Genomic DNA, 22,950 nt, shown 5'->3' with positions numbered 1-22,950 from the left:
GGGCTTTCGAAATTTAGGTTAAAGTTTAAAACTCACTTCCTATTTGCCTTTGTTTAACTGTCCGCGCCTTCCGTCAAATCGTCGCCCGTCCGTCGGTGCCCCGCCTTCAGCCCCCTTTCTCGATTGCTTTGGCGAAAAAGCTGCAAAAATACAGGAACTTTGGCCCTAATAGATGACTATGGAGTAAAATCCTGCAAAAATACAGTATTTTTTGGTAAAATCCGCTTGTTGGGCTTGAACGGATCAAAAAAACTGTATAATCGCAGGAATTTTCGCGTTTTGGTTATTTTACGCCAGAAAAAGCTGCACTTTTGCAACTTTGTCCTTTTATTGTCTCATCTTCAGGTTGCCGGCCGCCGCGGAGCCGGAGTAAAGCAAGCGATTTCGGGACTGGTGCCAATTCACAGCGGGGCTGGAGCGAACGAATAAGACCCTGGAGCTTCGCAATCAGGCGTACAGCGGTTGGGTGTGCGAGGGAATAGAGTCCTGGCCGTCCATATTCGGTCGGATGACGGTACGGGTTTTGCGCAATAAAGGATTTTCCAAGCGGTACCTTTCTCGGAAGCGCGAAAGGCTGCCATTTAACTTCGAAAATAGATTTCGGCGAGGCAAGACAGATCGCCGGTTTTGAATCTGAAGTGTTGGTAATTGGAGGTGTTCCGGAAGAAGGTGATGTTGTGCTGTTAAAACCGGATGAACCCGTTAAAAACGGTACGCCTATTGCCAAAAAAACTTTCAGGCATTTTGAGGGACTTGGTTTGACCCGGCCGATGCGGATATAATAGGGGGCACAACATGTTTGCTTTTGTCCGGACGAAGACCGGGCAGAGAGGGGACAAGCCATGTTATACTCGTTTCGAAACCGGCTGATCGCGATCTTCGTACTGCTCTTCGTTTTGTCCTTCGGAACGCTGTCCATTCTGCTTTTTAACCAGTCCCGTTCGATTGTCCGCTCCTATATCGAATCGTCGGCGCTGGAGAAGATGGATGAATACGGGTCGTACATCGATATGCTGCGGACGCAAATCTACGACCTCGCGTCCATCGTTTTCAACAGCGATATTACGCACGACTGGGATACCATCGTCTCCGATCCGAACGCCACATCCGCTGAAAAATATGTTGCCCACTATCGGTTAAGCCAGTTTTTGACCCAAACGACCAACAGCTATTCGAGCGTAACTTCCGTTACCGTCTACCGGCGGGAAGGCATGTGGGTCAGCAGCGGCAATCAGATCGTGTCCGATCAATCCTTTCTGGAAGACGACTGGTACGAACGCTTTATCCATAACGAGGAATATTGGGTACCGTCCCATCAGGATGCGGCGGAAATGCGCAATCACAATTCGCACCCGGTCGTCAGCATGCTGATGCCGATCGGTTCGTTTCATCCCGCGCAGACGAGGAGCATCATGAAGGTGAACGTGAGCGCGGACGATTTTTTGGAACCGCTTAACCGGATTCATCTGGGCGAGAGCGGCACCATCTATTTGCTGGATCAGCATGGCCGGCCGATGCTGTCGCAGGAGGAGTACCACCCGCATGACAGCATGTTGAAACAGGTGGAGGCCATTCGCGTCGGCGGCAAAAAGCAGGGCGTCGTCTATCTCGAAAACGACAACCGCAAAACGGATATTCTCGTGTACAAGAAGCTGCCGCAAACAGGCTGGATGCTCGTCGGGTTCGTCTCCGAACAGGATTTGTACGCCCAATTGTTCAAACTGCGAAAAACGATACTGCTGCTCGCTTCCCTGCTGCTCGTGTTGTCTCTGCTGCTTGCGACATGGCTGTCGCACGGCATCACCAAGCCGCTGTCGCGGCTCGTTCAGTCGATGCGGCACGTTCAACGGGGCGATTTCGAGCATGCTTTAAGCCGCCTGCCTCCGGACAACCGGATACGCAATGAGGTCGGCTTTGCGACTTCAACGTTCCGCACGACGGTCATTCAGCTGCGGAACCATATCAAGAACGAGTTCGAGCTGAAGCTGCTCAGGCAGCAAGCCGAGTACAAAGCGCTGCTGATGCAGATTAATCCGCATTTCCTGTTCAACACGTTGGAGCTGATCAGCAGCCTGACGGTGCAGAAGCGGACGGAGGATACGCTTCGGGTCGTCGAATCGCTCGGCAGGATGATGCGTTTTTCGCTGAAAATAAGCGACGATCTGATCCATTACATGACGCCGGAGGTTGTTACGGAACGGACGGGCGGCCGTTTGACGATTGTGGCCCGCGACGGGGAAGAGGTGTTGATCGCCAACTTTTCGGACGAATCGGCCACGTGGGCGGTCAAGACTTGCGATCCGGTTCTCGTATTGGTGGCGACGGAGTATATCCGGCACGACATCATGATCGAAGCGATTACGGCCCGGCTCGGCCCGGAGAAGTTGGATGCGCTGTGGCGGAACAACCCCGATCTCGTCCATGTTATGACGGGAAAACGAAACGACGGACAGAACGAAGTCTGAAAACGGAGGAAACATGAACAGTAAGGAAGTTGACCTGGAACGTCCGGCCGGCGGGAACGACAGCTTCATGCAAGGTGTGAAGGATTGTTTGCCCACCGTGCTCGGGTATTTAAGCATCGGATTCGCCGCCGGCGTGGTGGAGAAAACGGCCGGTTTATCTATGGCCGAAATAGCTTTGATGTCTGTGCTGCTCTATGCCGGCTCCGCGCAGTTCATTACGGCGGGGATGCTGGCGGCGGGCAATCCGGCTACAGCCATTATCGCTACCGTATTTTTTGTCAATTTGCGCCATCTTCTGATGAGCGCGGCGATTGCCCCTTTCTTCCGGCATCTTCCGATATGGAAAAACGTCCTGATCGGCTCCCAATTGACAGACGAAACGTTCGGCGTCGCAACTACGGCGTTGTCCGGAAAGTCAAGGGGAAGCTTCCGATGGATGATCGGTTTGAATCTTACCGCTTATTTGAACTGGCTGGCCGCGAATTTGGCTGGAGGCTATTTCGGACAATGGATCGCCTCACCGGAGAAATTCGGTTTGGATTTCGCGCTGCCTGCCATGTTCATCGGTCTGTTCATGCTGCAATGGAAGGAACGTGCCAAGTTTCGCGTTGATCTTATCGTTGCGCTCAGCGCGGTCGTCGTGGCGGTCGCCGGGACGGTATTCATATCCGGGAGCGCGGGAGTGCTGATCGCCATCATCATCGCTGCAAGCGTGGGAGTGTGGGTGGAAAAATGGAAGTGAATGGGAGCTTTCTTTGGATGATTCTGGGGGCATCGCTGGTCACCTTTATCCCGAGAGTTTTGCCGCTCGTCGTATTGAGCCGGATTCGATTGCCGGAATGGGGGATGCGCTGGCTGCAGCATATTCCGATAGCCGTTATGTCGGCTTTGCTGGCTCAGGAGCTGCTCGTTTCCGACGGGGCGTTCTCGATGTCGCCTGACAAGCTCGTTGCCGCTTTTTTTGCGTTTGCGGTCGCATATTTGACGAAAAGCCTGCTCGCCACAGTCATGACGGGGGTCGCGGCCATGATGCTGCTGCGATATGCATTTGCGTTGTAAATGCGACGGTAACGCAAAATGAAATCGTTTATTTTTGAAAGGACAATACTTTACGAATGGAAGGGATCTTGGCATGAATATTGTATATATGCATACGCATGATACGGGCCGGTATATTCAACCGTACGGATATGCGGTACCGACGCCGAACCTGATGCAATTGGCCAGGGAAGGGGCGCTGTTCAGGCAGGCTTATTGCGCGGGTCCGACCTGCTCCCCGAGCTGAGCGGCCTTGCTTACCGGCATGGTTCCCCACTCGGCGGGCATGTTCGGGCTGGCCCATCTTGGCGCGCAATTGGACGACTACGGCAAACATTTGGTTCAGTTTTTGAGTACAAACGGATACGAAACGGCTTTGTGCGGCATTCAGCACGAAGCGCCCGAGGCGGAAATGATCGGGTACGATCGCATTTTGGGTAATCCGGACTTTGATATGAGCGTGTTCGACTTCGACGCTGTCGGCTGGGATCTTCAAAATGCGAGAGCGGCAGCGGAATACATCAAGGAGAAGAGAACGAAGCCGTTCTTTTTGTCCTTCGGCATGTTCAGCACCCATTTGAATTTTCCGCAGGCCGATCCGGAGTTTGAGCCCGCTTATCTTGCGCCGCCATATCCTCTGTATGACAACGAAATCAACCGCAAGCAATGGGCCGGGTATCTGACCTCGGCGAAAACCGCCGACAGATGTGCCGGCATCGTGCTGGAAGCGTTGCGGGATGCCGGACTCGACAACGAAACGCTGGTCATCTATACGACGGATCACGGTTTGCCCTTCCCGCGAATGAAGTGCAGTTTGTTCGATGCCGGCATCGGCGTGTCGCTGATCATTCGGACGCCTCAAGGCCACCGGAAAGGCGAAGCGGTGGACGCTTTGGTATCGCATATCGATCTGTTCCCGACCATTTGCGAGTTGGCAGGCTTGTCCAAACCGGACTGGCTGCAGGGCCGCTCCTTGCTGCCGATTCTGGAAAACGAAACGGAGTCTGTCCGTCAGTCCGTTTTCGCGGAAATCAATTATCATGTGGAGTATGAACCGATGCGCTGCGTGCGCAGCGAGCGATACAAGTATATCCGCAATTACGGCGAGACGGCGTATTTGGCCCCGAACCTGGACACGAGCGAATCGAAATCGTTCCTGTTGGCGCACGGTTTTCTTGACACGGAGAAGCCGCGCGAGATGCTGTTCGATTTATATACGGACCCGGTCGAACGGGTAAATCTGGCGGATGACGAGCGTTACCGGGAAGTGAAAAGCAAAATGGCGGCGGAATTGGATCAGTGGATGGACAGCACGAACGATCCGCTGCTGAGCGGCAACGTTCCTTTGCGTAGAACTCCGGAAGTAACGTAAGACAGCCGGGGCGATCAGATTTTGAATGCCCGATCGTTCAAGGCGGCCGGTTACGCCGAAGTGCTGCCGGAAGAAGAGATGAGCGGCAATCGTCTGCTGCAGGCGGTCCATACCGTGTACGGAAACCGGGAGGCGATTATCGGAATAATGAACGCGAGCGACAGCAGGGATGCGGCGAATCAGGTGATGGCGCTCATCGAGCGGATGGCGAAGCGGCGGCATGGCGAGCCATGAACGGACCGGCTCGGCGGCGATCAGGCGCGTTTCGAGCGCATCGCCTTGACCACCTTGACTTTGCCGCCATCCAGCAGGTCGCGGTACTGTGCGGACTCCATCGGACAGAGCGCTATGCGGCCCTGCTCATCGAAGACGAGTCCCCAACCGTACTTTTTCGCCAGCGGAGAGGTGCGCAGACATGCCTGGGGCTTGGAGAAAAACGCTGCCCGCAGCCCGGCGATGTCGGACTCGGACTTCGGAATGTCCTGGCGCTCGAGCCATGTATGAAACAGCACGTCTTCCTGCGTATACTCGTACGGATGGCCGGCAAGCATTTCGTATTGAATTTGTGCAATACTTTTCTTCCCTCCCCGCCCTTCCGGCACCTTGCTCGCGCGCAGGGGACAATCGTCGGCGACCGCGATTAGCGTTCGATAATAGTTATAATCCATAGAAGCAGCCTCCATGTTTCCTTTCATTATCATATTCCTTTCATTATTCCATTCTATCATACCGGAACACCATTTTCTTCCATTCATATTGGAATCGAAAAAAATGTAAATCTCTTTCGAAAGAAACGTCAACACCGGCGGACGGGGAGTTGGTATAGTTAAAGATGGATATTCAACCAGCTTGAATGCGGACGGTAAGGCTGGCCTTGGAATAATCCGACGGAGGTGTCAGCGATAAAGACGTGGAATTTCGGCATTATCGGCTGCGGCACTGTCGCCGACTTCCATATCGCGGCGATCAACCAGATCGAGGGAGCGCGCCTTGCGGCCGTATCCAGCCGCAACGCGGACAAGGCCCGGGCGATAGCCGAGCGGGAACAGTGCGACTGGACGAGCGATTATAAGACGCTGATCGGCCGGTCGGATATCGATATCGTCTGTCTGACGACATCGAGCGGCAGCCACGCGCGGATCGGGCTTGACGTGCTGAATGCCGGCAAGCATCTCATTGTGGAAAAACCGATCGCGATGAATTCCGCCGACGCGGCTTTGCTCGTCCGTACGGCCAAGGAACGAGGGGTCAAGCTGTCGGTCATCTCCCAGCGGCGCTTCGAAGCCCAGCATCAGGCGGTGAAGCGGGTGCTGGAGGAAGGAGCGCTCGGCAAGCTTTTGTTGGCCGAGGTATCGCTACCTTTCTACCGCTCGCAGGCTTACTATGACAGCGCGGATTGGCGCGGGACGCTCGCGGAAGACGGGGGCGCGCTCATGAATCAGGGCATCCACAGCATCGACCTGCTGCTCTGGTTCGCCGGCGAAGCGCGCACCGTATTCGGTCAAGTCGCCACGCAGACGCATGTCATGGAAGCGGAAGATCTGGGCTTGGCTATCATCCAGTTCAAGAGCGGCGCCTTCGGCACCATTATGGCATCCACAAGCATCCAGCCCGGTTTTCCCGCTTCCCTTCATCTATACGGGGAGAAAGGAACGATCAAGCTGGAAGGCACGTCGATCGTGCATTGGACGGTGCCGGGCCGGGACGAGCCGAAATGGATTCATTCCGGAGCCTACGGCGGCGTGTCCGATCCCCGCAGCATTGCGGCCGATCTTCATCAGAGCCAGCTCATCGATGTGTTGACGGCGATCGAGACAGGCGTCGAGCCGCTCGTTACAGGCGAAGACGGTTTGCGCGCCGTGCAGCTGGTGGAAATGATTTATGCGAGCGCGGCGCAAGGCGTTCGGTTAACCGTCGGCGGCAGCGGTCAGCCGGACCCCCGTTAATGCCGGAACGGCCGACGGGTCATGCGACAGGCGTTAAGCTAGGAGGGTCGAAGATGAAATTTGCTGCATTCAGCGGCGTATTTATCGATTACAGCATTCAGGAAGCGATGCGGCTGACGAAAAGACTGGGGATGGACGGAATCGAAATTGCCGGCCGCGAGCCTCATCTGTCGGCCGAAACGAGTCTGCCGCGGGTGAAAGAAATGAAAGCGCTGGCGGACGGTCTCGGCTTGGAAATCCCGGTCATCGCTTCGTATGCCGGCGGATTTTCCGTCATGAGCGATCGGGAAGCGGAGAAGACATTCGCCGAATTTCAGCGCATGCTGCATCACGCGGGCGAGCTCGGAGCGACCCGAATCCGGGTTTCCCCGGGCGGTCCGAACGCTTTCCTGGCGCAGGATTATCATTATGTCAAAGCGGCGTACTGGCTGGATCGCTGTGCGGCGGAGGCGAAAGCGCAGCAGGCGGAGATCGTTCTCGAAATTCACAACGGATCGCTTGTGGAAACGGTGGAAAGCAGCCTCCGGCTGCTCGGCATGCTGGAGCACGACAACGTCGGCATGATTCATGACGCCGGCAATATGTATATTACGGATACGGATTACGGGCGCGATTCCGTGCTGAAGCTCGGCGACCGTCTGTTCCATGTGCATGTGAAAGACGAGCTGCGGATCGAGAAGGCCGGCGCGCCGGGCACATTTGTCAATTTGACGCACCGCGGGGAGGAAAGCTTCCTGCAATGCCGGCTTGGCGAAGGCGAAGCGGATCATCGCCCCTTGTTCGACGCGCTCGTCGAGACGGGCTATCGGAACTGGATCACGCTGGAATGCCATGCGCCGTTTCCGCCTTACGAACGGCTGGAGCATGATTTTCAAGCGGTAAAGCGGCTGCTAGGCCGTTCATAGGCTGCAGCCATTATGAGCAAGGCGGGCGGCCAGCCGGAAACCTAGGGTTGTCCGCGCTTTCAGATTGCAATATGCTAGAGGCAAGACAAGCTCCCGGGCGGTGAAGTGGCGGTGGAGATCGCTTATTTCCAAAGCAAAGATTTGCTGAACGAAGAATTTCCTTTCAAAATATTGCGCTATACGAGCACATCGCTGAAACAGCCGCTGCATACGCACGAATATATTCAGATCGCGTATGTGCTCAGAGGGATGTGCAATCATCAACTGCGCGGCAAATCGCTCAAAGTAAGCAGAGGGGATATTTTCATCATTTCACCCGGCGTGGTACACAGCCTGAGCGCGATTGACGATAAGCCGTACGAAGTCGTACTGCTCGATTTCATGCCGTTTCTCGTGCGCGATTACGTAAAGCCGTTCTCTTCGACGCTGCTTGCGCTGCTGCAGCCGTCCGAAGGGCGCAGCGATTCCCGGCAGCAGCCCTGGCTGCATATCGCCAAAGGCAAGCAGTTGCTTGTCGAACAGCTGCTTCAGGATATACAGGATGAATTCGAGCACCGCGAAGCCGGATTCGAGTTTTCGGTTCGCATCAGTCTCGTCAAGCTGCTCATTCTGATCGACCGCGAATTCCGCAAATCAAGGCGGAATCCGGCCAGACAGCCGGCGCTCGCGGACCAGCATCCGATCGATGCGGTGAAGCGGTATATCTACGATAATTACAGCCAGGACATTCCGCTCGAGCACGGCGCCATGATCGCGAATATGGCTCCCGCCTATTTCAGCCATATGTTCAAAAAAGAGACGGGCCAATCGTTCGTCGATTTTATGAACGAAGTTCGGATCGAACGGGCGATGGAGCTGATCCGGCAAGGGACGCATACGATTACGCATATCGGCTACCAGGTGGGGTTTCACCATTTGAGCCATTTCATTCGGACGTTCAAAAAGCGAACCGGCATTACGCCGACCGAATACAAGAAAACATTCGGACACCCCGCATCTAAACCAGAGACGGAAAGAGGGCATGAGGAATGAACCGACAAGCGCTGAAGGTTGGAATTATCGGGCAAGGACGAAGCGGACGGAATATTCACGGCAATCTGCTGGCCACCATCCCGGAATATTACACGATTGCAGCCGTATCCGATTCGCTTCCGGAACGGCGCGAGCTGGCCGTTAAGGAATACGGCTGCCGGGCCTATGAAAGCTGGGAGGAGATGGTGCGGCACGAGGATCTCGATCTGGTCGTCAACGCCTCCCCCAGCCATCTGCATTTTCCGATTTCGCTGGAGCTGCTGAACCGGGGCTTTAACGTGCTGTGCGAGAAGCCGCTTGCAAAGACGGCGGAGGAAGTCGATCAATTGATCGAAGCTTCCGAGCGGTCCGGCAAAGTGCTGGCCGTATTCCAGCAGTCCCGCTATCAGCAGGCGTTTTTGAAAATCCGGGAAGTGATCGATTCCGGCGTGCTGGGAAGAATCGTGCAAGTCAATTTTACGTTGAACAACTTCGCGCGCCGTTGGGACTGGCAGACGCTGCAGAGCAACAACGGCGGCAATCTGATGAACACCGGTCCCCATCCGCTCGACCAGGCGCTGCAGCTGTTCGGCACCGATGTGATGCCGCAAATTATGTGCATCATGGATCGGGCCAATACGTTCGGCGATGCGGAAGATTACGTGAAGCTGATTATGAGAGGAGAAGGCCGGCCGACGATCGATTTGGAAATTTCTTCGTGCTGCGCGTACAGCCGCGAGCAATTCAACATTCAGGGCACGAACGGCGGCTTGCGCGGATCGGTCACGGAGCTGGAATGGAAATATTTCAAGCCGGAGGAAGCGCCCGAGCAGAAGCTGATTCGCGAGCCGCTCTTTGACAGCAACGGCATGCCGGCTTACTGCAGCGAAACGCTGATCTGGCATACCGGCAGCTGGAAGCTGTCCACGCCGGACGGCCTGTCGCCGTTTGACGAGATGACAAAGACGCTTTACCTGATGCTGCACCGCCATATGACCGAAGGGGCAGAGCTGGAAATTACGCCGCAGCAGGTGCGGCAGCAGATGCTCGTCATGGAGGAGTGCCGGCGTCAAAATCCGCATATTTACAAGCCGTAAGATTTTTGCAGGAAGGAAAGGATCGGTTCGGAATTCGATCGGTTGCATCGGGGGACGCGGCACTGAAAAGAGCCGGCGTCCTCTTTTTTCTCCCATCCGAAAGCGCGATGCGATATAATCGTCACATCTGGCAGACGATGGCGAGCGATTCGGAAGGTACGGATTTTATATGCTGGCGGTCGGCATAGCAGCCGGTTTGCTGTTGAAGGAATACGTCTTTATGCTTCTGTTCGTCGGGTTCCTTCTCGCGATGCGCGCCTTTTTGATCGTCCGGGTGGAAAAAAGATTGAAGGAAGTCGAGAAGAGGGATGGCAAATGACTATCGAAATCGTCTCCGTAAACATCGGCAAGCCGCAGCAAGTTCAGTACCGGGGTAGAGAACTGTCCACCGGCATATGGAAGACGCCGGTCGAAGGCCCCTTGCATTTATCCTATTCCAATCTGGAAGGTGACGGGCAGGCTGATTTGGTCCATCATGGCGGGCGGGACAAGGCGCTTTGCGTCTATGCGTACGAGCATTACCCGTTCTGGGAGCGGGAATTGAAAAGACCGCTGGCTTACGGAGCTTTCGGCGAAAATTTGACCGTAAGAGGGCTGCCGGAGACGGAAGTGTGCATCGGAGATATTTTCCGTTTCGGCGAAGCGGTTGTGCAGGTCAGCCAGCCTCGTCAGCCCTGCTTCAAATTAGCGGTGAAATACGGCGTGCCCGAGCTCCCGGTCAAAGTGCAGGAAACCGGCTTTACCGGTTATTATTTTCGCGTGCTGCAGGAGGGCGAAGTATCCCCGAAGGACGGTCTGATCCGCGTCTTCCGTCACCCCAAGGCGGTAACCGTTTCGTTCGCCAACCGGATTATGCATCATGACAAGCAAAATGCGGAAGGCATTCAGCGCATTCTCGATGTGGAAGAGCTGTCCGGCAGCTGGCAAGAAACGTTGCGCAAACGGCTGGCCGGAATCGGGAACGATGCCCCTCATTGAAGCCTGTTCCGCCGCTTCGGCCCGTATCCGGGTTGCTCCGGACGGATGTCGGCGGCGCCTGGCGCCTGCGAAGGAACGAACATTTCGATGCGCGTGCCTTGGCCGGGTGCGCTGTCAATCCGGAATAAGGCGTCGTCGCCGTACATCAGCACGAAACGTCTGTAGGCGTTGTAAATGCCGGTATGGCGGCGGAAGTAAGGATCTTCCGTTTCGCCGGAGGCGGCGATCAACTGCCGGAATTTGTGCAGCACGTCCGCCGGCATGCCGGCGCCTGTGTCGTGCACGATGATGAGCAAGCCGCCTGCCGCCGCCTTGACCACGACGCGCAGCGAAAATTCGTCCGCGCTCATGTTCGGGCTCCACCCGTATTTAAACGCATTTTCGATATAAGGCTGAATCGTCAGCTTCATGATCCGGACATCCAGGGCGGCGGGATCGATCTCAAAGCTTGTCCGCACTTCCCGTCCGTGCCGGTAGTCGTGGATTTTCATGAAGTTGCGGATATAGTCCATCTCCTCCTTCACCGTTGCCCAGCCGCTGTTGTTGCTGACTGTATAGCGCATCATGCGGGATACCGACTGCACCATATCGCCGACCGCGTCTCCGTTATTGCGAAGAGCGTACGATTCGATCGTCTCCAGCGTGTTGAACAGAAAATGCGGATTGATCTGCGCCTGAAGCTGCAGCACCTCGCGCTCCTTCTCCCTGAGCTTCGCTTGATACACTTCGCGTTCCATCTTCTGCAGTTTCGATAACGTCTGATTGTAGCTTTGGACGAGATAGCCGATTTCATCCTGACGATTCGTCATCGCGATCGGCACATAGACGCCCCGCCCCAGGCTTTGCATCCCTTGCTTAAGCCGGTACAATGGCCGGAGAACGCTGTTCATCGCGGGGAAGGCGACAATAATCGCGATGATCAGACTGACGGCGGCGATCAGCAGCGTAAGCAAAAAGGCCTGCTGGGCGCCTTTCTCGATCCCGCTTAAGGGAGCGGTCCACACCAGCTTCCAGCCGGTACCCGGCAGGTCGGCGTAGGAGGCCTGATATTCCGCGCCGTCCGCCGTGAACAGAAAATGGCCCGAATTCTCAGGCATCTCCGCTAGCTTCGTCCGGAACACTTGCATAACGTCCGGGTCCGCCTCCGCAGTGTCGACGCTCGTGCCTGACGGCGCATGATACAACAGCAGCTGTCCGCCGGCTTCCTGCCGGTTGCCGCTCAGCATCCCGGTCAGTTTGTCCGCGTTGATCTCGAAAATGAACCACGATTCGGTTTTCCCCGTATTCAGGTTTACGATCGGCCATACATAGGAGAAGACGCGGTCCTTCGAGTACAGGACGTAGTTCATCGGATGGGGCGGCAGCAGTTCGGGCTCCGTCGTATCGAATACGGAATTGTACAGGCTGTCGGCCTTAAAGGAGAACGACGCGTCCAGCGTTTTCTGGTTCGAATAGAAGTAGACTTTGCCCGGCTTATCCAAATAGAGGACGCCCAGCACATCCGGGTGGAATTGCAGCGCGTTTTTGATGATCGGACGGAATTTGATAATATCGTTGGTTTGCCCGGTCAGATCGGACACCGGCGTATCCAGGAACCGCTGAAAATCGGGGTTGCTGAACAGATTGTCGAACGATTGGTTCAAGCTTTCCAGATAGCTGGCGATTTCGCGCGAGACGAAGCGGGTATATTGCGAAGAGACGGAAGCCGCGTATTCCGTGCTCGACCGGAACATGAACGATTCGGAGCTGTAGCTGACCAGCGAAAGCGGGATGATCGAGATCAGCAAAAGGATCATGAAAAGTTTGTATTTGATCGACAATTGGTTTACCATTCGTTTGACGGACCGAAAAATGGACAACAGCATTTCCCTCCAGATATTGTAAGATTCGGCCTGCACAAGCGCATAAGACAGCCAAGGAGTGTGAGCGATCATGAAAATATGCGTCGTGGATGATGAGCGGGAAGTCCGAATGAGCATCATTCAGAAGCTGTCGCTATTATATCCGCATGAAGAAATTTTCGATGCGGGCTTCGGCCATCGGGCATTGGAAACGATTGCGCTTATTCAGCCGGATCTGGTATTTCTCGATATTCGCATGCCGGAGATGGACGGTTTGGACATTCTCGACCGTCTGAAATCGGACAGCCCCTCCATGCATGTTGTCATTATATCAGGGTACGATGATTTTGAATACGCAAGGAAGGCGCTTCAGTACGGAGCGATGGACTATTTGCTGAAGCCGGCGGACCGCGGGGAAATAAAGGAAATCGTGGAGAAAGTAAAACGGAAGCAGCGCGACGAATTCAGGCGGGAGTTTGAATTTTTCAGTTCGAAAGCGCCCGAAGCTCCGCTCCGGTACGAGCATCTGGAGCTGTTCAACATCAGTCTCTGGTTCAACGAGCGGCAGTGGAAAACGGTGCTGTTCGGAAGCGTGTCCGAACGGATCGCCGAATTCGAGCGGATGCCGGGGCATATTATGTTTGCGTTCGCCGCAGCTCCCCGGATCGAGGGGATCGTCGTCAAGGCGGAGATGGATCAATACCCGGCCGGCTTCCGGGACAAAGCCTCATGTCTGCCGTTTCTGACCGCCGAAATCAAGAAGCTGGAGCGGCGGCTGTTCTTCGGGACGGCGGCAAGCGCCGGCGCAGCGGACGACTCCCCGGCCCGGGCAGGCGACCGCAAGGAAGCCGGGAAGAAGGCGAACAAGCTGCGCAGCCTGATCGTGGCGCATGCGGTGAACGGTCAAATCGAATCGTTGGAAGAGGCGCTGCGGCAATGGTTCGAGCAGCTGAAACGGCTCGATCTGCCCGAGCTGCGGCGGGAATGCGCGCATTTGATGGCGGCGCTGGACGAAGGGCTGGTCAAGCCGGACGTCATCGTGGTCGAAGAAGAAACGTTCCATTACTGGCTTGCATGGGTTTCGAAGCATCCGACCTGGGAGGAGCTTACGGCGAGTATCCGCAAGCTCGTTGTGAGCGGCGTCCATGCGCTGAAGCGGCTCGAAGCGCGTCCGGAGGAAGAAGGCGCGGCGCGGAGCTGGTTCGAGCAGGCGGTGAAATTGCTGGAAACGTCGACAGACCCGAATTTGAGCCTGGAATCCGTTGCGGAAGCGGTTAACGTTCATCCGGTAACGCTGAGCCGCATGTTCAAGCAGCAGATGGGCGTCACGTTCGTCAAATATTTGACGGGAAGGAAGCTGAAGCATGCGCAAGAGCTGCTGCTGACGACGAACAAACGGATCAACGATATTTCCGAGGAGATCGGGTACGGCGATTACCGCTATTTTCGGAGCCTGTTCAAGAAAGAGTTCGGTTACTCGCCGTCCGAATTCCGCAGGCGGAACGGCATTGCCGCCGGTCCGGACGAAGCGGAAGAAGCCGGAATGTAAAGACGCACGGGCGTTAAAAAGTTCGTCTCTTTGGTTAAAAAATTCTTCTGTGACGCCGCTTCGCTCCCCTCTATAATCGACATAAAGCGATGAAGATGTTGGGAGGCAAGCATGATGGGAATACTGAAAGCAGGCATTATCGGAGCGGGCTTCATCGGCTCGGCGCATGTGGAAGCGGTTCGGAGGCTCGGTTTTGCCGAAGTTGCGGCGATAGCGGACTCGAATAAAGAGTCGGCGGAGGCGAAGGCCAAGCAGTTCGGCATCCCGGTCAGCTACGGCGACTACCGCGAAATGCTGGAGAACCCGGAGATCGATGTCATTCACAATTGCACGCCCAATCATGTGCATTATCAAATCAATAAAGAGATCATCCTGGCAGGGAAGCATGTGTTGTCCGAGAAGCCGCTGGCGATGACCAGCGAGGAAAGCGCGGAGCTGCTGGAGCTGGCCCGGCGGCACCGGGTCGTTCACGGGGTCAATTTCGTTTACCGCCAATACCCGATGGTGCAGCAGCTGCGGGCGATGGTCCGGGAGGGACAGCTCGGCGCGATCAACCTCGTACACGGCAGCTATTTGCAGGACTGGCTGCTGTACGACACCGATTACAACTGGCGCATGGCTCCCGAAATCGGCGGCAAATCGAGAGCGGTCGCCGATATCGGTTCGCATTGGTGCGACGCCGTTCAATATGTAACCGGCAAAAAAATAACGAAGGTGATGGCGGACCTGGCGACCGTGCTGCCGTTCCGCAAAAAGTCGTCCGGCGGCGCGGCCACATTCGGCGCTTCGACATCGGAGGCGGAGCATGCGGAGAAAGTGGCGATTCATACCGAGGATTACGCCAGCGTTCTGTTCCATATGGAAGACGGGACGAGGGGCGTATTCACCGTTTCGCAAGTGAGCGCAGGACGCAAAAACCGGCTCAGCTTCGAATTGAATGGCAGCAGACGTTCGGCCTTCTGGAACCAGGAAGAGCCGGCCCAACTCTGGATCGGCCGCCGCGACCGGCCGAACGAGTTGATGGCTGCCGATCCGGCGCAGCTGCTGCCGGAAGCGAAGCCGTTCAACCATTACCCGGGCGGGCATTACGAAGGCTGGCCGGATGCGGAGAAAAATATGATGCTGCAGTTTTACCGCTTTATTCGCGACGGGCGCGACCCGCTGGCCGAACAGCCGTCCTTCGCGACGTTCGAAGACGGCCACCGGTCGATGCAGCTGATCGATGCGATACTGGAAAGCAGCGAACGCGGCGCATGGGTGACTTTGCCTTCCTGAACATGAAGAATTGACGGGTGAAAGGTGTGGGAAGCGGATGAACAAGTTCATAACAGCATGCTTCCTTGCCTTATTGCTGGCGGTCGCGGGCTGCTCGCCGGGACTCGGACGGGACTCTTCCGCCCGCAACGAGGCGCGTGCCGAACCGGTGCTGAAAGTGCTGTACGGTACGGCGGAAACCGGCTCGGAAGCGGTGATCGACGCCATTCGGAAATACGAGCAGCTGTCCGGCCTGAAAGTCGAAATCAGCATGTTGACGTACGATCATTTGCACGGCAAAGTAATGTCCGAGCTTTCGCGCCGCAGCGGCGAATACGATCTGATCGCGCTCGATTCGTCCTGGATGCCCAAGGTCATTCATCATCTGGAGCCGCTGTCGGGCTACATGCGCGCGTCGAAGCATCCGGAAGCGGTCAAGCTCGATGATTTCGTGCCGGAAGTGTTTCTGGACGCCGCGGTATTCGATCCCGGCGCGCCGCATCGCCAGCCGCCCGATATGACGAGTATCGATCTGGAGAAGCTGACATCGGCCGGCTTCGACGTATGGAGCTTGCCCGTTCACGTGAATGTGCTGATGGGCAGCTACCGGAGAGATCTGTTCCGCGATCCGGATGAGCGGCAAGCGTTCCGCGCACGGTTCGGCCGGGAATTGCGGGTGCCGGATACGATAGACGACTATCTGGATATCGCCCGCTTTTTCACGCGCGATACGGATGGCGACGGCAAGTCCGATTTTTACGGCACGACGTTGATGGCCGCCCGGAACGAATCCAACTTTATCGAGTTCCAGTCGCTTCTGGCCGCATATGGCGGGCAGGTGCTGGACGATAACATGAAGCCGGCGTTCCACAGCGAGGCGGGGATACGGGCGCTGGAAACGTACGGCAGCTGGATCAACCGGTATCAGGTGGCGCCGCCGGATTCGCTGTCTTATACGTGGGAGGAAGCGGGGCTTGTGTTCAATTCCGGACAAGCGGCGATGGGCATGTTCTATTACGACATGGGCATCAGCCCCAAGATCCGGTCGGCCGAGATCGGATATTTTGTCGTTCCCGGCGTGTTGTCGGAAGGAAAGATCCGAAGGGAACCGCTGATCGCGTCGTGGGGACTTAGCGTCAACAAGTATTCGGCCCATAAGCAAGAGGCGTACGAGCTGGCCGAATATGTGACGAGTCCCGACGTGCAGCGGCAGGCGCTGCGCTTCCGGCATCATGTGACCCGCCAGTCCGCATTCGCCGAGGCCAGGTCGCTGATTCTGCGGTCGGACAGAGATTATTACAAGGTGCTTCGCGATTCGCTCGGCATCGGCGTCGGCCGTCCGCGCATCGTCAACTACAATCAAGTGTCCGACGCGGTGCAGTCCGCCGTCCATGAATATCTGATCGGCATGAAAGACGCCGAAACGGCGTTGACCGATGCCGCCGTGCTGGCGGGCGGCCTGCTGAAGCAAGCCGGCTACTAGCGAGACGACCTTTCCCCGAATGACAAAAAGGGGGGAGGTTTTTTTATTTTCCGCTCCAAGATGCGGCCCGGCCCCGCTAAAAAGTTCATCCCTTTGCATTAAATTAATCGTCTATAATCGGCCGAATCGGGCAAGTATACTGAGGTTGTACCAGCGACAGGATATTGCGATTCAAGGAGGATGCAGGATGAAGCTCGGCTATCAGACGAATACGTGGGGCGGTGTCGTCGGTCATCCGAACGGCGTTACGTCGATAAAAGATTTGTATTATTTGGCGAACGGCTCGACGGAAGAAGCGCTTGCGGATATTGCCGCGGCCGGATACGAAGGATTCGAGCTGTTCGACGGAAATTTGATGGCGTACGAGAACGAGCCTGACCGGTTCAAATCGTTGATGCGGCAACACGGGCTGCAGTTTATTGGCGTTTATGTGGGGGCAAATTTCATCTACCCGGATATTTGGAAGGACGAGCTGTACCGGATCGAGCGGACCGCGCGGCTGGCGGCAAGCCTCGGGGCCGAACATTTGGTGGCCGGAGGCGGAGCCATCCGGCATGACGGCACGACCGAAGACGATTACAAGCGGCTCGCGGCGGGGCTGGACGAAGTGACGCGAATGGCGGCGAAGTACGGGTTGACGGCCAGCTACCATCCTCATCTCGGCACGATTGTCCAGGCGCCGGAGCAGCTGCGCAAGCTGACGGAGCTAACGGACGTGAAGCTCTGTCCGGACACGGCCCATATTGAAGCGGGCGGCGGCGATCCGCTCGAAACGATTCGCACGTATATCGACCGGATCGAATATGTGCATTTCAAAGACTACCGCAACGGCCGGTTCGTGCCGCTCGGACAGGGAAGCCAGAAATTTTCCGCGATGCTCGACGTGCTGAAAGCGCATCAATACGACGGATGGCTGACGGTGGAGCTGGATTCGTTCCCGAATCCGAAGGAAGGCGCGGAGACGAGCATGCAATTTTTGAAAGGCATTCTATAAAAATATACCCATACATCCAGCAGGGGGTTATCTTCATGAACAAGAAGCGTTCACGTTCGGTCTTTCTGGTCAGCGCCGCGCTGGCCGTCGCGCTGATGTCGGCATGCGGCGCGAACAATAATGCGGCAGGCGGCAGCGAGCCGAACAACGCCGCCGGCAATACGGCGAACGGCGAATCGAACGTCGCTGCGCCGCCGGCGGTGGCCGAGCCGATTATGGTGAATCAGGCGCTGCCGCAGCAGGAAATATTGAGCACGGGGCCGCACGGCGAGGCCGCCGTATCGGCGAAGTCGCTGCAGCTGACGGCCGATGAAGTGAAGCAGATTCAGGGGATGAAGCTGAAGGCGGCGATCGCCATGCACTATGCCGGCAACGACTGGTCCACCGCGCAAATTGCCGGTCTGAAAGACACGTTCGCGAAGATGGGCGTCGAGGTCGTCGCGGTGACGGACGCGCAGTTCAAGTCGGAGAAGCAAGTATCCGATCTTGAGACCGTTATGGCCAAAAACCCCGACATCGTCGTCAGCATTCCGGTCGACCCGGTATCGACGGCGGCGGCTTACAAGCAGGCCGCGCAAGCCGGAGCGAAGGTGGTATTCATGGACAACGCGCCGGAAGGATTGCAGCACGGAACGGACTACGTCAGCGTCGTATCCGCCGACAACTACGGCAACGGCATCGAAGCGGCCCATGTCATGGCGGAAGCGCTGGGCGGCAAAGGCAAGATCGGCGTCATTTATCACGATGCCGACTACTTCGTGACGAGACAGCGGACGGAAGCGTTCGAGAAGACGATCAAGGAGCAGTACCCGGACATTGAAATCGTTGACCGGAGCGGCATCGCCGGTCCGAACGACGGCGAGAAAGTGGCGTCCGCGATGCTCACGAAAAATCCGGACCTGGACGGCCTCTTTGTCGTATGGGACGTGCCGGCCGAAGGCGCACTGGCGGCGGTTCGCGCGGCAGGGCGCGACGATCTGGTCATCACCACGATCGACCTCGGCACGAACGTCGCCATCGAGATTGCCAAGAACGGCGTCATTAAAGGGCTCGGCGCGCAGCTTCCGTACGAGCAGGGCGTGGCGGAAGCGATTCTGGCCGGTTACGCGGCGCTCGGCAAGGAAACGCCGCCGTATGTGGCGGTTCCGGCTGTGAAAGTAACGAAAGACAACGTGCTTGACGCCTGGCAGCTCGTGTACAGGCAGGAAGCGCCGAACGCCGTGAAAGATGCGGCGGGGCAATAATTTGATTACGCATAATTTTTCGCATAATTTTTACAGAAAGCAGGCGATGAAACGATGAAGACATTGAATGTTGGCATGATCGGCGCCGGATTTATGGGAAAGGCGCACTCCCTGTCCTTCGCGGCGATGCCGATGTTTTTCTGGCCGGCTCCCGCCATTCCGGTCCGCAAAATGGTGGCGGACGTGACGGAGGAAGCGGCCGCCGAAGCGGCGAAGCGTCTCGGATTCGAGCTCTACACGGCGGATTGGCGCGAAGTGGTCGAGCATCCGGACATCGACGTCATCGATATCGTGACGCCTAACAATTCGCATGCCGAAATCGCGATCGCGGCAGCCAAGGCCGGCAAGCATATTATTTGCGAAAAACCGCTGGCCCGCGACGCCGCGGAAGCAAAAGCGATGCTGGATGCGGTCGAAGCCGCGGGCGTGAAGCATATGGTCGCGTTCAACTACCGCAGAACGCCGGCTGTCGCGCTGGCGAAAAAATATATCGAAGAAGGCGCGATCGGCGGAATTCTCAATTTCCGCGGCACGTATCTGCAAGACTGGTCCGCCGATCCGAATTCGCCGCTGTCCTGGCGCTTCCAGAAAGCGGTCGCCGGCTCCGGCGCGCTTGGCGACATCGGCACGCATGTGATCGATTATGCGCGTTATCTGGTCGGCGAGATCGACGAAGTGATGGCGGAGACGAAGACATGGATTCGCGAGCGGCCGGTGCAGACTTCCGGCGTCGACAAGCTCGGCACGGTAAAAGGAAGCGCGAACGCCGAGAAAAAACCGGTTGATGTGGATGACGAGTTCATCTCGCTGCTGCGCTTCTCGAACGGGGCTGTCGGCAGCATCGAGGCGACGCGCAACGGCTGGGGACGCAACAACTTCCTCACCTTTGAAATTCACGGTACACTCGGCTCGCTCTATTTCAATTATGAAAATCGCGACGAGCTTCAGGTTTTCTTCGCGAACGATCCGGCAGACCGCCGCGGATTCCGCACGATCTACACCGGTCCGGCACACCCGTACGGCGACGGTCTGTGGCCGATTCCGGCTCTCGGTATCGGTTACGGCGAGACGAAGATTATCGAAACGTACGAGTTCTTCAAAGCGATCGCGGAAGACAGCGAAGTGTCGCCGAACTTCCGCGACGGATACCGCATCGCGCAAATTTCCGATGCGATTCTGGAATCGGCCGCGAAGCAGCAATGGGTCAAAGTCGGTTAAATTGCGCCAGTACCGGGTCAGGAGCCGCCTATGGCGGCTCCACCAATTTATAAAGGGTGATGGTGATGTCACAAACGATATTGCGCATGTCGAACATTTCGAAATCGTTTAACGGCGTGCAAGTGCTGCATAACGTCAATTTCGAGCTCCGGTCCGGCGAAGTTCATGCGCTGATGGGCGGCAACGGGGCCGGCAAGTCGACGCTGATGAAAATTTTGACCGGCGTCTATCAGATGGATGCCGGATCGATCGAGATCGGCGGGAAAGCGGCGCATATTCAGAATACGAACGACGCCAAAGCGCACGGCGTCTCGATGATTTTCCAGGAATTCAGCTTGATTCCTACGATGACGGTTGCAGAAAACATTTTTTTGAACAGCGAACCGAAGACGAAGCTCGGGCTGATCGACGACGCGGCATGCGTCAGACGGGCGAAGGAGCTGCTGGCGGAACTGAATGTCGATCTTGACCCGGAGACGCCCGTCGAACAGCTCGGCGTCGGTTACTGGCAGCTGACGGAAATCGCCAAGGCGCTGTCCTATGACACCAGCATCCTGATTATGGACGAACCGACGTCGTCGCTAACAAAGAACGAGACGGAATTTTTGTTCGAGCTGATCGCGAAGCTGAAGCAGCGGGGGATCGCGATCATTTATATTTCGCACCGGATGGACGAAATATTCCGCATTTGCGACCGGATCACCGTTATGCGTGACGGGAGGCACAGCTTGACCGACGATTGCGCGAACTTGACGATGGATACCGTCATCGAGCATATCGTGGGCAGTCAGGTCGGCGAAGCGTTCGAGTGGGTGGAACGCCCTTACGACACATCGGGCGAACCGGTGCTCAAGGTCGACCGCCTGACCTCCGGAACCAAAGTGCGCAATGTCAGCTTCGAGGTGCGCCGCGGAGAAATACTGGGAATCGCCGGTTTGATGGGCAGCGGCCGGACGGAGCTGGCACGGGCCCTCTTCGGCATCGATCCGATCGATTCGGGGGAAGTGTGGATTCGCGGAGAAAAGCGGAAGATCCGCAATCCTTCCGACGCCATGGCGGCCGGTGTGGCGCTCTTGCCCGAAGACCGCCGGACGCAGGGGCTCGTGCTTGATCACAGCGTGAAGGACAATATTCTCGTCACGATTTTGTCGAAGCTCCGAAAAGGGGTATTTGTGGATGACCGGGAGGGCAACCGCAGAGCGGAGCAATTCGTACGGAAGCTGTCGATCAAGACGGATAATATTTTCAAAAAGAGCGGACTGCTGTCCGGTGGGAACCAGCAGAAAATCGTGATTGCCAAATGGCTGGCGATCGAGCCGGATATTCTGATACTCGACGAACCGACCATCGGGGTTGATATCGGGGCGAAGACCGAGATCGTCAAAATCATTCGCGAATTCGCGGACTCGGGCAAAGCGGTTATCGTCATCTCGTCCGAGCTGGTCGAGCTGCTGGCCGTCAGCGACAGGCTGCTGGTCATGCATCAGGGAGAAGTGCGTAAACAATTGAGAAGGCAACAGATCCGCAACGAGGAGGAGCTGCAGCATGCTATCCAAAACATCTGAGATCGTTGGAAAACAGAAGTCGCTCAGCTTCGACTGGCGCAAGTATATGGTCTATATCGCGTTTGCCGTCGTATTTGTCTTTTTTGCCGCGACGCTGTACGACGACGGGTTTCTGACGACGAACAATCTGCTTAATATTATACGGCAAACCGCCATCATCTCCATTATGGCCGTCGCCATGACGTTCGTCATCGGCGCGGCGCAAATCGATCTGTCCGTCGGCTCGATCGCCGCGCTCGCGTCGCTCACTTGCGCGCTGGCGATGGAGTCCGGATTCGGCCTGCTCGGCGGCATCGTAGCCGGTCTCGGAACGGGGGTCGTCATCGGTCTGATCAACGGACTTTTGATCTCGCGGCTGGCGATCCCATCGTTCCTGGTGACGCTCGGTACGATGATCATTGTGAGCGGTGCCGCCATGTGGATCACGAACACCGCGCCGGTGCCGATCCGCGACACGACGTTCACGTTCATCTTCGGTTCCGGCAATATCGGACCGGTTCCGATTCTTCTCGTCTGGATGCTGGTGATCGCCGTTATCGGCCATTACCTGCTGCGCAAAACCGGGTATGGGCGCAGAACGCTGGCTACGGGCGGCAACGAGAACGCGGCCCGGTTTTCCGGCATTAACGTCAGCAACATCAAGCTGTGGGTGATGGTCGGTTCCGGCACGATGGCGGCGCTCGCCGGCATGCTGTATGCCGGCAGAATGAGCTCGGGCCGGTACACCTTCGGCGAAGGCGACGAAATGTCGGTCATTGCCGCCGTCATTCTCGGCGGGACGAGCCTGTTCGGCGGAACGGCAACCGTCGTCGGCACCGTCATCGGCGCCTTGATGATCGGCATGATCAATAACGGCCTCATCATTATGGGGCTGGACGTCAGCCAGCAAAATGTCGTCAAAGGGCTTATTATCATTCTCGCCGTCGCCTTCGGCAAGAAAGCGCTGAAGCGCTGACGAATCTATTTTTATAAGCTAATGGAAAGGAAACG

The 22,950-nt window shown here is 56.6% G+C and carries 18 protein-coding genes and 4 pseudogenes; 20 read left to right on the top strand and 2 right to left on the bottom strand.

Going from position 1 to position 22,950, the window contains the following annotated elements:
* Window positions 1-842: 842 nt before the first annotated feature.
* The 6 genes and pseudogenes from ABEV74_RS04645 to ABEV74_RS04620 all read left to right on the top strand — a co-directional run.
* Window positions 843-2,147, top strand: a pseudogene (locus ABEV74_RS04645) (cache domain-containing sensor histidine kinase); the annotation flags it as partial.
* 21 nt (window positions 2,148-2,168) lie between these two features.
* Window positions 2,169-2,465: pseudogene (locus ABEV74_RS04640) on the top strand (phospholipase D-like domain-containing protein); the annotation flags it as partial.
* A 13-nt stretch (window positions 2,466-2,478) separates the two neighbouring features.
* On the top strand, window positions 2,479-3,207 hold the full coding sequence (locus tag ABEV74_RS04635) for an AzlC family ABC transporter permease (protein WP_062493674.1): 729 nt from the start codon (window positions 2,479-2,481) through the stop codon (window positions 3,205-3,207).
* Window positions 3,198-3,524, top strand: coding sequence for an AzlD domain-containing protein (locus ABEV74_RS04630; RefSeq protein ID WP_062493672.1), 327 nt, complete (start codon window positions 3,198-3,200; stop codon window positions 3,522-3,524). The genes ABEV74_RS04635 and ABEV74_RS04630 overlap by 10 nt, the downstream gene beginning before the upstream one ends.
* A 73-nt stretch (window positions 3,525-3,597) precedes the next feature.
* Window positions 3,598-4,875, top strand: a pseudogene (locus ABEV74_RS04625) (sulfatase family protein).
* A gap of 3 nt (window positions 4,876-4,878) precedes the next feature.
* Window positions 4,879-5,109: pseudogene (locus ABEV74_RS04620) on the top strand (glycosyltransferase); the annotation flags it as partial.
* 20 nt (window positions 5,110-5,129) lie between these two features.
* Here the strand turns inward: ABEV74_RS04620 and ABEV74_RS04615 are convergent.
* On the bottom strand, window positions 5,130-5,543 hold the full coding sequence (locus ABEV74_RS04615) for a DUF6157 family protein (protein WP_430143742.1): 414 nt from the start codon (window positions 5,541-5,543) through the stop codon (window positions 5,130-5,132).
* A gap of 225 nt (window positions 5,544-5,768) precedes the next feature.
* On the opposite strand from ABEV74_RS04615, the gene ABEV74_RS04610 reads away from it, so the two are divergent.
* The 6 genes from ABEV74_RS04610 (at window position 5,769) to ABEV74_RS04585 (ending at window position 10,812) form a co-directional block, all read left to right on the top strand.
* Window positions 5,769-6,821 carry a Gfo/Idh/MocA family protein gene (locus ABEV74_RS04610; protein WP_430143740.1) on the top strand — a complete coding sequence of 351 codons (1,053 nt, stop codon included), beginning with the start codon at window positions 5,769-5,771 and terminating at the stop codon, window positions 6,819-6,821.
* 53 nt (window positions 6,822-6,874) lie between these two features.
* A complete protein-coding gene (locus ABEV74_RS04605; protein ID WP_062493668.1) occupies window positions 6,875-7,726 on the top strand; it encodes a sugar phosphate isomerase/epimerase family protein in 852 nt (283 codons plus the stop codon).
* A gap of 111 nt (window positions 7,727-7,837) precedes the next feature.
* Complete coding sequence (locus tag ABEV74_RS04600; RefSeq protein WP_062493666.1) at window positions 7,838-8,758, top strand: AraC family transcriptional regulator; 921 nt, start codon at window positions 7,838-7,840, stop codon at window positions 8,756-8,758.
* Window positions 8,755-9,834 (top strand): Gfo/Idh/MocA family protein, encoded by a 1,080-nt coding sequence (locus ABEV74_RS04595; protein ID WP_430143738.1) that lies wholly within the window; start codon window positions 8,755-8,757, stop codon window positions 9,832-9,834. Before ABEV74_RS04600 ends, ABEV74_RS04595 begins: the two co-directional genes overlap by 4 nt.
* A gap of 169 nt (window positions 9,835-10,003) precedes the next feature.
* On the top strand, window positions 10,004-10,153 hold the full coding sequence (locus tag ABEV74_RS04590) for a hypothetical protein (protein WP_160327814.1): 150 nt from the start codon (window positions 10,004-10,006) through the stop codon (window positions 10,151-10,153).
* The gene (locus ABEV74_RS04585; RefSeq protein WP_430143735.1) at window positions 10,150-10,812 is read left to right on the top strand and encodes an MOSC domain-containing protein; all 663 of its coding nucleotides are present in this window, start codon (window positions 10,150-10,152) and stop codon (window positions 10,810-10,812) included. The genes ABEV74_RS04590 and ABEV74_RS04585 overlap by 4 nt, the downstream gene beginning before the upstream one ends.
* Here the strand turns inward: ABEV74_RS04585 and ABEV74_RS04580 are convergent.
* A complete protein-coding gene (locus tag ABEV74_RS04580; RefSeq protein ID WP_430143733.1) occupies window positions 10,806-12,671 on the bottom strand; it encodes a cache domain-containing sensor histidine kinase in 1,866 nt (621 codons plus the stop codon). The genes ABEV74_RS04585 and ABEV74_RS04580 overlap by 7 nt on opposite strands.
* Window positions 12,672-12,744: 73 nt before the next feature.
* Here ABEV74_RS04580 and ABEV74_RS04575 point away from each other — a divergent pair, with 73 nt between their 5' ends.
* From ABEV74_RS04575 to ABEV74_RS04540, 8 genes are all read left to right on the top strand, one after another.
* Window positions 12,745-14,202: a response regulator transcription factor gene (locus tag ABEV74_RS04575; RefSeq protein ID WP_430143731.1), complete on the top strand. Its 1,458-nt coding sequence runs from the start codon at window positions 12,745-12,747 to the stop codon at window positions 14,200-14,202.
* A gap of 114 nt (window positions 14,203-14,316) precedes the next feature.
* Entirely contained in the window at window positions 14,317-15,477 is a 1,161-nt protein-coding gene (locus ABEV74_RS04570) for a Gfo/Idh/MocA family protein (RefSeq protein ID WP_430143751.1), read from the top strand.
* A gap of 37 nt (window positions 15,478-15,514) precedes the next feature.
* A complete protein-coding gene (locus ABEV74_RS04565) occupies window positions 15,515-16,939 on the top strand; it encodes an ABC transporter substrate-binding protein (protein WP_430143729.1) in 1,425 nt (474 codons plus the stop codon).
* A gap of 187 nt (window positions 16,940-17,126) precedes the next feature.
* Window positions 17,127-17,933 (top strand): sugar phosphate isomerase/epimerase family protein, encoded by an 807-nt coding sequence (locus ABEV74_RS04560; RefSeq protein WP_430143727.1) that lies wholly within the window; start codon window positions 17,127-17,129, stop codon window positions 17,931-17,933.
* A 35-nt stretch (window positions 17,934-17,968) separates the two neighbouring features.
* Window positions 17,969-19,177: a substrate-binding domain-containing protein gene (locus tag ABEV74_RS04555; RefSeq protein ID WP_430143725.1), complete on the top strand. Its 1,209-nt coding sequence runs from the start codon at window positions 17,969-17,971 to the stop codon at window positions 19,175-19,177.
* A gap of 54 nt (window positions 19,178-19,231) precedes the next feature.
* Window positions 19,232-20,395 carry a levoglucosan dehydrogenase gene (locus ABEV74_RS04550; RefSeq protein WP_430143723.1) on the top strand — a complete coding sequence of 388 codons (1,164 nt, stop codon included), beginning with the start codon at window positions 19,232-19,234 and terminating at the stop codon, window positions 20,393-20,395.
* 65 nt (window positions 20,396-20,460) lie between these two features.
* Window positions 20,461-21,960, top strand: coding sequence for a sugar ABC transporter ATP-binding protein (locus tag ABEV74_RS04545; RefSeq protein ID WP_430143722.1), 1,500 nt, complete (start codon window positions 20,461-20,463; stop codon window positions 21,958-21,960).
* Window positions 21,941-22,915, top strand: a complete 975-nt coding sequence (locus ABEV74_RS04540; RefSeq protein WP_062493644.1) for an ABC transporter permease — start codon at window positions 21,941-21,943, stop codon at window positions 22,913-22,915. The genes ABEV74_RS04545 and ABEV74_RS04540 overlap by 20 nt, the downstream gene beginning before the upstream one ends.
* Window positions 22,916-22,950 lie beyond the last annotated feature (35 nt).

The organism is Paenibacillus cisolokensis, from assembly GCF_050481165.1.
GTDB lineage: Bacteria > Bacillota > Bacilli > Paenibacillales > Paenibacillaceae > Paenibacillus_AH > Paenibacillus_AH cisolokensis.
The sequence above is the reverse complement of the archived record's forward strand: the minus strand, read 5'-3'. Positions and strand labels throughout refer to the sequence as shown.

Excerpts from the sequence above, each read along its gene's own strand:
- ABEV74_RS04635 (WP_062493674.1), top strand. The coding sequence starts at position 2,479 with ATGAACAGTAAGGAAGTTGACCTGGAACGTCCGGCCGGCGGGAACGAC.
- ABEV74_RS04630 (WP_062493672.1), top strand. The coding sequence starts at position 3,198 with ATGGAAGTGAATGGGAGCTTTCTTTGGATGATTCTGGGGGCATCGCTG.
- ABEV74_RS04615 (WP_430143742.1), bottom strand. The coding sequence starts at position 5,543 with ATGGATTATAACTATTATCGAACGCTAATCGCGGTCGCCGACGATTGT.
- ABEV74_RS04605 (WP_062493668.1), top strand. The coding sequence starts at position 6,875 with ATGAAATTTGCTGCATTCAGCGGCGTATTTATCGATTACAGCATTCAG.
- ABEV74_RS04595 (WP_430143738.1), top strand. The coding sequence starts at position 8,755 with ATGAACCGACAAGCGCTGAAGGTTGGAATTATCGGGCAAGGACGAAGC.
- ABEV74_RS04590 (WP_160327814.1), top strand. The coding sequence starts at position 10,004 with ATGCTGGCGGTCGGCATAGCAGCCGGTTTGCTGTTGAAGGAATACGTC.
- ABEV74_RS04585 (WP_430143735.1), top strand. The coding sequence starts at position 10,150 with ATGACTATCGAAATCGTCTCCGTAAACATCGGCAAGCCGCAGCAAGTT.
- ABEV74_RS04575 (WP_430143731.1), top strand. The coding sequence starts at position 12,745 with ATGAAAATATGCGTCGTGGATGATGAGCGGGAAGTCCGAATGAGCATC.
- ABEV74_RS04570 (WP_430143751.1), top strand. The coding sequence starts at position 14,317 with ATGGGAATACTGAAAGCAGGCATTATCGGAGCGGGCTTCATCGGCTCG.
- ABEV74_RS04565 (WP_430143729.1), top strand. The coding sequence starts at position 15,515 with ATGAACAAGTTCATAACAGCATGCTTCCTTGCCTTATTGCTGGCGGTC.
- ABEV74_RS04560 (WP_430143727.1), top strand. The coding sequence starts at position 17,127 with ATGAAGCTCGGCTATCAGACGAATACGTGGGGCGGTGTCGTCGGTCAT.
- ABEV74_RS04555 (WP_430143725.1), top strand. The coding sequence starts at position 17,969 with ATGAACAAGAAGCGTTCACGTTCGGTCTTTCTGGTCAGCGCCGCGCTG.
- ABEV74_RS04550 (WP_430143723.1), top strand. The coding sequence starts at position 19,232 with ATGAAGACATTGAATGTTGGCATGATCGGCGCCGGATTTATGGGAAAG.
- ABEV74_RS04545 (WP_430143722.1), top strand. The coding sequence starts at position 20,461 with ATGTCACAAACGATATTGCGCATGTCGAACATTTCGAAATCGTTTAAC.
- ABEV74_RS04540 (WP_062493644.1), top strand. The coding sequence starts at position 21,941 with ATGCTATCCAAAACATCTGAGATCGTTGGAAAACAGAAGTCGCTCAGC.